The sequence below is a fragment of the Paraburkholderia sp. MM5496-R1 genome (genome assembly GCF_050436205.1).
GTDB classification, from domain to species: Bacteria; Pseudomonadota; Gammaproteobacteria; order Burkholderiales; family Burkholderiaceae; genus Paraburkholderia; species Paraburkholderia tuberum.
Genome location: NZ_JBNDLT010000001.1, coordinates 911,928 through 924,481, shown reverse-complemented (window position 1 = coordinate 924,481; position 12,554 = coordinate 911,928). Strand labels below are relative to the sequence as shown.

The window sequence follows — 12,554 nt, the reverse complement described above, 5'->3', positions numbered from 1 at the left end:
GCTATAGCAGCGACTCAATTGGCATAATCGACAGCATCCATACACCGAGCCGTGCGTACCACGTCGTATTCGGTTCGGTGTCGTGGCGGGTTTCGACGTCGCCGTTGGTTTCGATCCAGTACAGCTTGCCGTTTTTGTCGAGATGTACCGCGTACGCGACGCTCGGCAGCAGCGCGAGAAACTTGCGATCGACCCGCGTCGCGAGCTCGGTGCTGTCGATGACGAGTCCAAGCTCGGTATTCAGATGCGCGGAGCGCGGATCGAAGTTGAACGAACCGACGAAGACCCGCTGGGAGTCCACGACGAAAGTCTTCGCATGCAAGCTCGACCCGGAACTGCCGAACGGCCCCGGCGACTGTTCTTTCTTGTAGGTGGCGCCCGCCACGCGCCGCAATTCATACAGGTGCACGCCGTTTTGCAGCAACTCGACGCGCCGCCTCATATAGCCCGAGTGCACGGCGACGACATCGGTCGCTTCGAGCGCGTTCGTCAACACCCGCACGTCGACGCCCTGGGCGGCGAGCCCGCTCAGATACCGCGTGCCCGTGTCTGCCGGCACGAAGTACGGGGAGACGAGGTCGAGCGACTTCGTCGGCTGGCCCATCACTTCGCGGAGCTGGTGGGAAATCAGCGCTTCCGGCGGCGCGTTGTTCAGGCCTTTCGCGGGGTCGTCGCTGATCATCTTCGTTTTGGCCCAGTCGAGCGGCAGCTTGTCGTCGAGCAGGTTCTGCACGACGCGCGGGCCGCGCAGCGCTTGCTTGTACTCAGCGGCGGCAGGATCCTGCTCGATCGCCTGCGCATTACGCTCCAGCGTGGCCAGCTCATCGACGCTCTCGTGCGGCAGGATCTTCCCGACCGGATACGCCGACGCGCTTGCCCAGTAGCGGTCGAAATCGCGCGAGACGTCGGTCGCGGCCGGTCCGACCGCGAGTACGTCGAGGTCGGCGAAGACGACGCCGTCGGTGGCATCGAAGTACTCGTCGCCGATGTTGCGGCCGCCGAGGATCGTCGCGGTGGCGTCGGCGGTCAGGGACTTGTTGTGCATGCGCCGATTGGCGCGCGAAAAGTCGGTCACGAAGCCGAGGATTTTCGGGCTGCGCACGACGAACGGGTTGAACAGGCGCACCTCGATGTTCGGATGCGCGTCGAGCGCCGCCAGTGTCGGGTCGAGCGCGGAGGCGATGCCGAGATCGTCGAGCAGCAGGCGCACCCGCACGCCCCGGTCCGCCGCTTCGTGGATCTGTTCGAGCAGCAGCGTGCCGGTCAGATCGTCGCGCCAGATGTAGTACTGGATGTCGAGCGTGCGTTGCGCGGAACGGATCAGGTCCATGCGCGCGGCAAACGCGACATGCGCATCCGCCAGCGGATAAATGCCCGCCAGCCCCGCGTGCGCGGCCAGCTCGGGCGCGACCGCGCGACCGAGATCCGTGGTGGCCGCCACCGCGGGCGGCAACGCATGCGACGCCTGGCGACCCTCGAGCGACGGTAACGGCGCGCAGCCGGCCAGCAGGCTTGCGCACAGCAGCGCGCACAGCGCGCCTCTCCATCGGCGATGCGGGAACGACGGGTGGTGTATCTGCGCTTGCATGGAGTCCAGGTCTTCGTTTGGGTCGCGCGAGCCGGCCGGTTCCAGAATCGGAACATCGCGTGGCGTTGCTCGACAAAGCTTCGCTCGACCGCCTGTACTGACGGTGTCGCGCGCATGCTTGCACGCAACTTGCATTGGTTGAGAAGAATACTGTGAGCGCATGCCCATCGGTGCGCCGCCCGACGCTCTTGTTGCGCAAAGCGCTTTGTCCGATGATACGAGCAGGCTGCGCGAATTCGAATGGGGGCCAACCCGGCTGCGCATCGACCGCATGGTTTCCATGCTATCGAGCGTGATCCGCTCCGTGTCAGCGTAAAGGGTCATAAAGGGTCCGGTTCACGGCGCCTTCGAGCGTTTCGCCCACTATGGAGTCGAGCAACGTGAAGATCTCCCGCTTGCTGCTTGCTAGCGTGCTGCTTTTCGTGGTGGGCACCGCGCTGCAGATGATATGGCCGCTCGCGCAGCCGGCCTCGTATCACCACTTCGCCGATCAACGCTCGCTGGGGCCGCTGCACCATGCTGCCGACGTGCTGTCGAACGTCGTCATTCTGATCGCCGGTGTGCTCTGTCTGCGTTGGGTCCGGCGCCATGCGTCCGACCAGCCGGCGCAATTTCCCGGCATGGTCGTCGTCGCGCTCGGGCTGCTCTTCACCGCGTTCGGCTCGGCTTACTACCACATGGCGCCGAACGATGCGACGCTCGTCTGGGACCGCCTGCCGATGACCATCGTGTTCGCCGGCATCCTCGCCATGCTATGGACGTCGTGGGGCGGACAGCGCGTCGGCTGGGCGCAGATGCTGATCATGGTGGTCGTGTCGCCCGCCACCGTCGGCTACTGGCTCGTGTTCAACAGCCTGTGGCCTTACGCGATTCTTCAGTTCGGCGGGCTCATGCTGATCGTCGGCCTGACGCTCACGCGCAAGGTGGACGGCGTGATCGCGTGGACGCTCGTGATCGTCTTCTACGGGGTCGCGAAGATTTTCGAAAGCCTCGATTGGCAGATCTGGGAGCTGACGCATCACGTGATCGCCGGCCATGCGTTGAAGCACGTGGCGAGCGGTCTCGCCGGCGCGGCGATGATTCTGGTCGCGAACGCGGCGCCGCGCTCCGTCGCGGGCATCGTGCCGCGCGGGCCGGGCGGTATCGGGCATTCGGGTACGTCGCGTTGAAGCCGCGCCATGGCGAAGTGACGCGGCCTCCGGCCGACGTCACTGCGGTTCGTACCACGAATCCGTCGCCAACCTGCTTACCGGCGGCGTACCGATTTGCAGCGTGATGTCGCGCAACGACGTCAGCTCGATACTGCGCAAGTCGCCCATATAGCGGCGCGAATCGCCCACGCGCGGCGCGGCTTTACTGCATGGATTCGGCCGTGCGCTGCCACCGCGTGACGCAGGTGCTCGCTTCGGATCACGTCAGGTGATTGAAACCGATTAGGGCAGCGTAGCAGATGGGTTTCACGAGCGAATCCGGCGCATCACAACGTTTTTCGCGACATTCTGCGGGCGCATTTCGAGGTGTCGGCCCGGAGTTTGCCGGCGGAGCGATCTGGCGCGCTTTTTATGTGAGCTGTCATCGTTCTGTGCGAAGATCAGTGCTGTCCATCGCGCGACCGGCTGGTAAGGGGATCGCACGGCGGGCGCGTGCCCGGCCATCGCCTTCGTCCTCGGGTGACCTTGGGGTGACTCTCTGGCGCACCTGTTTGCGGATTCATGGAGCACTGACCAATGACCGACAGATTGCAAGCGTCCGTATATGTAGTGGTGCTGCTGCTGATTGTGGGCTGGGTGCTGTATATCGGGCGCGCGGTTTTCGTGCCGATCGTGTTCGGCGCGATCGCGGTATACGTGGTGGTCGACTTCACGCGGCTGCTGCAACGCATTCCGGTGCTCGGCCCGCGGCTGCCGGTCCAGTTGCGCTACGGACTCTCGATGTTCCTGATCGGTGCCGCGATCTTCTTCGCGGTCGACATGCTCGTCGAGAACTACGACGCGCTCGTCGCGCTCGCGCCGCGCTACCAGGACTCGGTCCTGCTGATGATCCACAAGATTTCGACGCTGCTGCACCTCGAAAGCGAGCCGACGTGGGAATCGCTGCGGCGGAACATGCTCACACAGTTGAATATTCAGGCGATGGTGACCGGCATGCTGGCGTCGCTGTCGTCGGTGATCATCGACCTGTTCGTGATCGTGCTGTATGCGAGTTTTCTGCTGGTCGAGCGCCGGACGTTCGGCGACAAGCTGACGAACATGACCGCCAATTCGACCAACGCGGCGCGTATCCGGGGCGTGGTCACCGACATCAACCGGCGCATCGGCGCCTATCTCGCGCTGAAGACGTTCCTCGGCGTGCTGCTAGGCGGGATCTGCTGGCTCGCGATGCGCAGCGTCGGCCTCGAGTTCGCCGGGCTGTGGGCGATACTGACCGCGCTGCTGAACTACGTGCCCTATATCGGCTCGGTGCTCGCGATCGTGTTCCCGGTGCTGATGTCGGTGCTGCAGTTCGGCGACCTGAATTCGATCCTGGTCGTGCTGGTGTCGCTGACCGCGATTCACTTCGTGATCGGCAATATTCTCGATCCGTATCTGACGGGCAACTCCCTGAACCTGAGCCCGTTCGCGATTCTCGCGAGCATGGCCGTGTGGTCGGCTTTGTGGGGCGTGCCGGGCGCCTTTCTCGCGGTGCCGATCACCGCCAGCATGACGATCATTTTCTCCGAGTTCGAAATGACGCGGCCGGTTGCGGTGCTGCTGTCGAAAAACGGCCGGCTCACTTACGGCAAGACCGAACAGACCGCGTGAAGCGCCCGCCATGGCGGACATATGATCGACCCGGCGCATGAAACACGTCTATCTCGACGCGTGTGGCTTGCCGCCGCCGCACGCTGTTGCCATCAGCGTTTAACGCTTGCTGCTTACTGTGAAGAACCCGACCACGTCTGGCCGGTCGTCGCCGGTGCTGATGTAGTTGTAGGCGAACACGACGTTCTTCAGGTAGCCGTCGAACGCGATCTTGCCGGCCGACGAAGTCGTGGTGCTGCCGGTCGCCAGCGCCTGCGTGACCGCCTTCGACGCCGAACCCGGGTCGAACGCGTCGGTGTTCTTCGCGGTATCGTCCACAGCACCATTGCCATCTCTTTAAATAAATCGAAAAATTTTCGAGCGGCCTTTGACGCGAGGTTCACGCAAAGCCGTGCAACAATGGCCTCGGGTTGCGGCCAGGGGCCGCGGCTTGTGCGTCTTTCCATCAACACGAGGCCCGCCGCTCGATGACAAAGCCTGCCTCGACGCTCCTCATGGCCGCGATCGTTCTCGGCGCGGCGGCGGCCGGGCATCGGCTATCGGTTCTAACGCGAACATATGCCCGGCTCACACGACCCTGCAGTCCAGCCGACCCCCGTCTCGGGCGGCGCCGAAGCACTCGAAGACCCGGCTCTGCTGCGTCGCCTGCTGCGTGCGAAAGACCGCATCGATGTGGCCTCGCACGAAGCCTGGCCCGTGCGGCGCCTGGCTGAAGTCAGCGGCGTGTCGGAGGCGCACTTCGCGCGTTCGTTCAAGCGGGCCTTCGGCGTGCCGCCACACCGCTATCTGCTGACGCGGCGTATCGAGCAGGCCACCACACTGCTGCGCGATACCGACCTCGGCATCACCGACATCGCGTTCGCGACCGGCTGGGAAAGCCTCGGCACGTTCGGCCGCGTCTTTCGCGACATTACCGGCCTGAGCCCGAGCGAGATGCGCGTGCAGGCACGCGCCAATCCCGCTGAACTCGATCGCGTGCCCGCCTGCGTGCTGAAGGCCGCGCAACGCCCCGATCTGACGACCGCAGTTCTGGAAAAGCGCCGCCGCGTGGTCGGCGACACTGCCGAGCCTCCTATCAGCGAGACGTCGTGAATGAGGGTATCGGTGCATTGAGCCGGGTCGTCGATGGCGTCGACGCGTTGCGCCGCGCCGTGCGCGAAGAACTGCAGATGGGCGCCGACCAGATCAAGATCATGGCCTCCGGCGGCGTCGCGTTGCCGACCGATCCGATCGGCGCGCTCGGTTACCGGAGGACGAGATTCGCGCGGTCGTCGCCGAAGCCGGCGCGCCGGCGTGCCGAAGGCCGGGCAAACGCCCGAACCAGCCGATCGCAGTTTTGGAGAAGCGCCGCCGCGTGGCCAGCGATACAGTCGAACCCTCAACCAGCGAGGGAGGAGTCATGAATCAGGGTATCAATGTGGTCGGTTTGTACGTCGACGATCAGGATGCGGCGCTTTCGTTCTACGTCGACAAACTCGGCTTTCGCGTCCACACCGACGTGCGCAACGGTGCTTACCGCTGGCTCACGGTCCAGCACCCGGAACAGCCGACTTTCCAGTTGGGACTGTTCGCGCCGGGGCCGCCGGTCCACGATGAAGCTACCGCGCAAACGCTGCGCGCGATGGTCGCGAAGGGGGCGATGCCGCCATTGGTGCTGTCCGTTGCCGACTGTCGCGCGAGCTACGAGCAGTTGAAGGCGCGCGGCGTGGAATTCACGCAGGAGCCGGTGGATCGTTTCGGCAGCGTCGATGCGGGCTTTCGCGATCCGGCGGGCAATGGATGGAAGATGATCCAGGCGGCAACGGGCAAGTGAGCGTGAGCGATCCGCCGCGCGTGGGCGCGGCGCGCAGCCGCATACGGCGGGCGGTGCGTCGCACGATCGCGACGCACCGCCCGCCGTCATCCCGGATCACTGGACTACCGGACTCTCACTGCTGATGCTGCTGCAGATACTGCCGAACGTCGTTCAACGTCACGCGGCCCGAATGCGCGGTATCGATCTCGTCAAAATGCCTGGCGATATAGCCAAGCCCATTGCTTTGCGCCTGGGCCTTGGTGATCGACGAGCCGTTGCTGAGCACCGATTTCGCGCCCAGTCTGCTCTCCACGCGCTGCTGAGCCTGCTGCTGCAGCGTCGAGCCGGTGGTCGGCGCGACCGCGTTGGCACGGTTATGAGGAAAGAACGGACCGTCCACGCCGTGTTCGCCGTTGGGTAGCGTCACGGGCGCCACCGGCTGGGGCGGCAACGCATGCGCACTGCCGACGATCACACCGAGGACAATCAATGCCAGAGTACGTCGCAAGATATCGAGTGAAGACATGATCTTTCGCCATAAAAAGTAGTCAGAGGGTTTCGCGCGAAGCGAAACCACCACCGATCAGGGCGCGGCCGCGGCGAGTGCCTCGCTCGTCGGCGTAGCGGCTGACGCTTCGTCGGCCCACGGCTGAGGCAGCGTCGCGAGCGTCAGCGCGCCCGCTATCGGCGTGCCGCCATAGAAGGCCGCGAGATCCGCCTTCATCTGCGGGCGCGCCTCGTCATCCAGATAAATCATATGTCCGCCCTGGAAGAAGTTGACCTGCAGATTCGGGTTGAGACCCTGGACCGTCTTGAGCCGCGCGAGCTGCTTCTCGGTATTGAAGAACGGCGTGGCGAGATCGTGGAAGCCGTTTTCCGCCAGCACCTTCAGTTGCGGATTCAGCTTTAGCGCGCCGAGCAGATCGGGGATCGTGTCGGGCAGCGGCTGGCCGCCGTGCGAGAAATCCCACACCTCGATGATCGCGTCGTTCAGCGGCATGTACGCCGCGTTCGGCGCCGTGTAACCGAGGTAATCCGGCATCTGTGTCGCCAACGCATTGGTGAATGGCAGCGAGATCAGGATGTCCGACGGGTCGCCGTCGCTCTGCAGACGCGAGTCCGAGTTGGGCAACGACACGCGACCATCGTAGCGGCCTATCGTCGAGCCTGGCACCAGCGTGAGGTTGAACGGATTGACGTTGAAGTAGCCCTGCATCGCCTGCAACGTGAGACCGGATTCGGCGTCCCAGAACTTCTCCAGCCACGTGGGCGGGAAGTTCGGCGGTCCCGCGTAGGTGGGCGCGCCGAGCTGGCTCAAGGTCCAGTACAGCGAATAATTCTTGAACAGGTTGTAGTTGGCGGTCACGAACGCCTCGCTGCGAAGCGCGTAGGTCGCCTGACTCACTGGCGCTGGCGATACCTGGTTGTAGTACGCCGCGACCTCGGCGTAGCCCGGCATGTAGCCGCTCAATGTATCGGTTTCGAGCGCGAGCTGGTCGGGCGAACCCGTGATTGCCACCGCCTCGATCGCATCCGCGAAGTAGTTCAGGATCGAAGACTGCAGCGTGATCCCCGTCAGTTGCACGCCGGCCGATTCGAGCGCGAGCGCGAGGATGTCGGTGCGAGGCGTGCCGTACGATTCGCCGTACAGATAGATCGGCGAGCTGCTGCGTGAATTGACCGTCAGGTAGCGGATGATGAAGTCGCGCATGATGTTCGCGTCGGCATCGGTGCTCCAGTAGGTCTGGTTCGTGTTCGGCAGGATCGCTTCGGAGAGGCCCGTGCCCGGCGGATCGATGAACACGAGATCGGTCGTGTCGATCAGGCTCTCGGTGTTGTTCACAAGCGGATAGTTCGGCCAGCTGGTGCCGTTCAGCAGCGGATCGGTGGTCGCGACGCGCGTCGGCGCGAACGATCCGAGACGCAGCCAGATCGACGAAGAACCCGGCCCGCCGTTATAGACGAACGTAACGGGGCGCGGTTTGCCATTCGTGCTCGGCGCCGTGTAGGCCACGTAGGACATCGTCGCTTCGGGTGCGCCGCTCGTCAGATCCATTGCGCTCAGGTGGCCGGTGGTCGTCGTGTAATTGACGGTGGTGCTGCCGGACGTCCATTGGTAATGCATGATCGCCGCTTTCTCCGCGACTAGCGACGCGGCTATCCCGGACGTCGCACTCGTCGAATAGGTGGTGAGATCGGTGTAGGGCTGATTGGCGGATGGCGTCTGCGGCGCCGACGCCGCTTGCGCCTGATTGGCGACCTGCGCCATGCCGCTCGGTACCGCCGACGCCGACGAACCTCCGTCGCTGCCGCCGCATCCGGCGAGCATAACGATTCCGAGTGTCAGCGCGCTTAGCGCGGCGAGCCGGCCATGACGACGGACGCGACCATCGTCGGTACTCCTTCTGTCTGGATTCATCTCGTTCCCTGGTGAGTGATACCGCTACACAAAGGCCGCTTTTCGCAATGCATTAATTCAAAATACTTGCATCAATATTTCCATTCGCTTTCTGAAATTACTAATTGAATGGATAAATGGATTCCCTGTCGATTTATCTCGACATTTCAAGAGAAATTTAAAATTGAATCTTTCCGTTGCTTACAGCAAGAGTGAAAATAGGATGCGAAATGCGGTCTTGTCAAGGATCAAGCGGCAATTATGCGATTCAGAATAAAGTCGGATTTTGTGGAGGAGTAGCGCTTTGAGATCGAGCGTTGGCGCGGTCGCCGCCGCATGGGGGCAGAAAAACGCTGGCGGATTTATCCGAATTGCATTGAATGGCGACGACGAACTGCGAATTTTCGTGGCTATGTCGTCGGAATTAATTGCATTTGATAAATATAACTGAATGGTAAATTTAACCGGTGAAAACGCGTCCTCAATAGAATTAAAAAAAATAGCAGGCTGGGGAATTTCCGTCCGGGCGGCGTCGATCGCTTCGGCGAGCGGGGCGGCGGTACGCCCGTCACGCTCGTGGCCGAATTCGGAACCACGTAACAATCACTGCCAGCAAGAACGCGACATAGGCGACTACGAACACCCAGCCCGGAAAGTCGTAATACAGCCAGGCGCTGACCCAGCGCTGTATGAAGCCTTGCGGACCGACCGTTCCCGTGCGCAGACGATCCTCCAGAACGGTTAACGGGCACGGCACATTGAGCACCGCAAGGGTCGCCACGATACCGATGGCGAGAACATGTACCGTCCGGAATGTGCGATTGCGCGCCCACGGGAGTCCCAAACCGTGGGCGATCCAGATGGCGAATAGTCCGCCGACGATAAACACCACGATCAGCGCGTGCAGCACGAGAACAATATTGGCGAGCCAGATCATTCTGCTTCCATTGGGACTAGCCGCACGACACTCGCTTGACGATGCCGCGGGGACTCACTGCCCATTGCCATACAGATCGAGCAGCATCAAGGTTACGCCATTGGTCCACCCGAAGCCGTCCTGCAGCGGATACTCGCCACCCCCGCCGCCGCCTTCGCCCGCGCCTTCCACGACGTACTTCTCGACGAGCTTGTGCTGCGTGTTGTAGACGTTCTCGACGTCCGCGAGAAAGCGCGTGCCGATCGGCTGCGCGAGGTCGGCGCGTCCGTAGCGCTTGAGGCCCTGAATTGCGATCCAGTGCAACGGCGCCCAGCCGTTCGGCGCGTCCCATTGCTGCGTGGTGTTATAGGTCGACGTCGTGAGGCCGCCCTGCTTGAGCAGCACATTCTGCACGGTCTGGGCGGTCTTCCACGCGCGATCGGGCCACGCCACGCCGGCCATCAGCGGATACAGCATCGCCGGTGTCTGGTTGTCGCGCGACTTGCCGAGTTGCCAGTCGTAGTCGCCGTAGTAGCCGTTGCGATTCCACAGATAGCGGTTGATGCCTTGCGCGCGCCGCGCCGCGTAGCCGATGAACTGCGCGACGCAACGGAAGTCGCGTGTCTCCGAGCAGCCGCGCGCGATCGTCGTCTCCAGATGGAACAACAGGCTGTTCAGATCGACCGGGATGATCGATGTCGTGCGCACCGTTGCGAGCGTCTGGTTGTCGCCGAACCAGCGTGAGCTGAAATCCCAGCCGCTTTCGGCGGTCGCGCGCAGATCGCGGTAGACCTGGTTGGCCGGCCGGCCGCTCGCCTGCGCGGTCTGCACGTCCTCGAGGTACGACTCGTCGCGCGGCGTGTCCAGATCGTCCCAGTAGCGGTTCAGCACGGTGCCATCGTTGAGCACGACCACATTGTGCGTAGCGCCGCCGGGCGGCGTGCTGGACGAGCCTTGCATCCAGTACGCGTACTCCTTGCGCAGCACAGGCAGGTACTTCTGATAAACCTTGTTGCCTTCCTTTTGCGCCGCGAGCTCCACCATATACGAGTAGAACGGCGGCTGCGAGCGGCTCAGATAGTACGTGCGATTGCCGTTCGGTATGTGGCCGAACGTGTCGATCATGTACGTGAAGTTGTCGAGCATATCGTCGACGAGATCTTCACGTCCGGACTCCTGCAGCCCCAGCATCGTGAAATAGGTATCCCAGTAGTAGCCTTCGCGAAAGCGGCCGCCCGGCACGACGTATGGTTTGGGCAGCGGGATCAGCGAGCTGTAGTCGGGCGCGCTCGTCGTCGTGCGCGTGAGGCCGTCCCAGAGCCAGTCGATGTGCTCGCGCAGACTCTGGTTCGGCGGCGGCGTGATGCTCTGATCGGGCGGCGGCGTGAAGTACTGGCTGACGAATTTCTGCAGCGAAAAGCCGGGCTGGTTCTTCTGCGTTTCGTATAGCTGGACGATCGCGGCGGGATTGCCATTCGGCGTCGCGTCGACGAACGTCTTCTGGTCGGCGAAGATCTGCGCGGTTTGCACGGCGACGAACAGATCGCCGTACAGAATGTCGGGCGCCGGCGGCAGCGTAGCGCCCACCTGGATATCGGCCAGACAGCTCGCGGATGCGAAGACGAGCGAGGCGATGCAGGCGACGCCGAGCGTGATCGGCGAACGCCGCGGCGCGAAGTACTTACTTGAGCTGGGGAAGAGATGGGCGGTTGATGCGTTGCGGCTGCGAGACAGTGATTGAATGCTCATGATGCCTCCAAGGTTGTGGGCATTTCACTGGTCTCATCGCGTGCCATTCGAGGTCGTCTCCCGGCGACATGCGAGTCCGACACGAGGGTGGCCGGATCAATGGCTCCGAAAGCATCGCACGCTTTCGAAGCATCAGGCAACTGCGGCGCAGCAGAGCGTGCATGCATTCAGCACGAAGAATGAAACGTGATGAACGAGGGAGAAGGTGCGCGTAATGGCGTATCCGCGCTTGCTTCGTGATTCGAAGCAATGGAAGCGTTGATCGCGAGCGATTGCGCGGCAGAAACCGCTCAGCGAGCAAGCGGCGTACCTGCGTCGACCATTCGGCAGCTCGGCGCGGGTACGCGAGAACAACGAGAAAATTACTGCGCGACAGGCTGAGTCACGTCCGTGCCGAACCAGTGCATCGAGATCTTCTTGAGCGTGCCGTCCTGCTTCATTTGGGTCAGCGCGTCGTCGAGTGCTTTCGCGAACTTCGGATTGTCCTTGCGGAACGGGATGCCCATTTCCTGCTCGGCGCCTTTTAGCACCGCGCCCGTACGCAACGGCAACTGCGAGTTCTTGATGATGTACGGCAGCATCAGCCGGTCGTCGATCGTCGCATCGATACGCCTGGCGGCGAGATCGCGCAGTTTCTCGGGTGCACCCGGATAAGTTTGCACGTTGATGCCAGGTACCGCGCGGGCCATCTGGTCGTAGTTGGTGCCGAGCGTCACGCCGATCTTCTTGTCGCCCTTGAATTCGTCGAGCGATTTGAACTCACGCTTGTCGTCCGCCCGTTGGATCAGCTGCGCGGCCGAGTACGTGTACGGCTGGCTGAAATCAAGAACCTGTTTGCGTTGCGGGGTAATGGTGACCTGATTGATGATCACGTCGAATTTGCCGCTCTGCAGCGCCGCGATAATGCCGCTCCACTCGGTCGGAATGAATACCGGCTTTACGCCGAGTTTCGCCGCCACGGCTTTCGCGACATCGACGTCGAAGCCTTCGAGCTCGCCGTCCTTGTTGCGCGAGTCGAAGGGCGGATAGGTGCCTTCGAGACCGATCTTCAGGACTCCGGCCTGTTTTACCGAGTCGAGCAGATCTTCGGCATGAGCCGCGACCGCGGTAAAGCTGAGAGCCGAGAGCGCCAACGCGTTTATAAGCAGCTTCGAAAGTTTCATTGAGTGTCTCCTCTGTACTTGAGTATCAGGCTGCGCAACGCAACGATTTCACCATCGCGTCGGCAACCCGGCAGTGTCGCTTCGTGGAACAAGCCGGGTTGCGCGCGTCATCCTAGCACTCCAGAAGTCGCCTGTTTTATCTTT

Annotated in this window: 11 protein-coding genes and 1 pseudogene; 5 read left to right on the top strand and 7 right to left on the bottom strand. The window is 62.6% G+C overall.

Annotation, left to right across the window (positions count from 1 at the left end; genetic code table 11):
* Position 1: 1 nt before the first annotated feature.
* On the bottom strand, positions 2–1,588 hold the full coding sequence (locus OKW38_RS04675) for a phospholipase D family protein (RefSeq protein ID WP_429360211.1): 1,587 nt from the start codon (positions 1,586–1,588) through the stop codon (positions 2–4).
* Positions 1,589–1,968: 380 nt separating this feature from the next.
* On the opposite strand from OKW38_RS04675, the gene OKW38_RS04670 reads away from it, so the two are divergent.
* Both OKW38_RS04670 and OKW38_RS04665 read left to right on the top strand, forming a co-directional pair.
* The gene (locus OKW38_RS04670) at positions 1,969–2,757 is read left to right on the top strand and encodes a hypothetical protein (RefSeq protein WP_090811839.1); all 789 of its coding nucleotides are present in this window, start codon (positions 1,969–1,971) and stop codon (positions 2,755–2,757) included.
* A gap of 558 nt (positions 2,758–3,315) precedes the next feature.
* Entirely contained in the window at positions 3,316–4,389 is a 1,074-nt protein-coding gene (locus tag OKW38_RS04665; protein WP_429332626.1) for an AI-2E family transporter, read from the top strand.
* Between the two features lie 99 nt (positions 4,390–4,488).
* Here OKW38_RS04665 and OKW38_RS04660 read toward each other — a convergent pair whose 3' ends face one another.
* The gene (locus OKW38_RS04660) at positions 4,489–4,707 is read right to left on the bottom strand and encodes a hypothetical protein (protein WP_429360721.1); all 219 of its coding nucleotides are present in this window, start codon (positions 4,705–4,707) and stop codon (positions 4,489–4,491) included.
* 240 nt (positions 4,708–4,947) lie between these two features.
* Between OKW38_RS04660 and OKW38_RS04655 the strand changes: the two genes are divergently transcribed.
* The 3 genes and pseudogenes from OKW38_RS04655 (at position 4,948) to OKW38_RS04645 (ending at position 6,202) form a co-directional block, all read left to right on the top strand.
* Entirely contained in the window at positions 4,948–5,481 is a 534-nt protein-coding gene (locus OKW38_RS04655) for a helix-turn-helix transcriptional regulator (protein ID WP_090810734.1), read from the top strand.
* An 11-nt stretch (positions 5,482–5,492) separates the two neighbouring features.
* Positions 5,493–5,677, top strand: a pseudogene (locus OKW38_RS04650) (amidohydrolase family protein); the annotation flags it as partial.
* A 111-nt stretch (positions 5,678–5,788) separates the two neighbouring features.
* Positions 5,789–6,202 (top strand): VOC family protein, encoded by a 414-nt coding sequence (locus tag OKW38_RS04645; protein WP_090810736.1) that lies wholly within the window; start codon positions 5,789–5,791, stop codon positions 6,200–6,202.
* A gap of 115 nt (positions 6,203–6,317) precedes the next feature.
* Here the strand turns inward: OKW38_RS04645 and OKW38_RS04640 are convergent, their stop codons facing one another.
* The 5 genes from OKW38_RS04640 to OKW38_RS04620 form a co-directional block, all read right to left on the bottom strand.
* Positions 6,318–6,710 carry a 2-oxoglutarate dehydrogenase gene (locus OKW38_RS04640; protein ID WP_429332628.1) on the bottom strand — a complete coding sequence of 131 codons (393 nt, stop codon included), beginning with the start codon at positions 6,708–6,710 and terminating at the stop codon, positions 6,318–6,320.
* Positions 6,711–6,767: 57 nt separating this feature from the next.
* Entirely contained in the window at positions 6,768–8,603 is a 1,836-nt protein-coding gene (locus tag OKW38_RS04635) for a S10 family serine carboxypeptidase-like protein (RefSeq protein ID WP_429360210.1), read from the bottom strand.
* Between the two features lie 547 nt (positions 8,604–9,150).
* The gene (locus tag OKW38_RS04630; RefSeq protein WP_090810742.1) at positions 9,151–9,519 is read right to left on the bottom strand and encodes a DUF2784 domain-containing protein; all 369 of its coding nucleotides are present in this window, start codon (positions 9,517–9,519) and stop codon (positions 9,151–9,153) included.
* Between the two features lie 54 nt (positions 9,520–9,573).
* Entirely contained in the window at positions 9,574–11,247 is a 1,674-nt protein-coding gene (gene treA / locus OKW38_RS04625) for an alpha,alpha-trehalase TreA (protein WP_429360209.1), read from the bottom strand.
* A 362-nt stretch (positions 11,248–11,609) separates the two neighbouring features.
* Complete coding sequence (locus tag OKW38_RS04620; protein WP_184023733.1) at positions 11,610–12,410, bottom strand: transporter substrate-binding domain-containing protein; 801 nt, start codon at positions 12,408–12,410, stop codon at positions 11,610–11,612.
* Positions 12,411–12,554: the final 144 nt, after the last annotated feature.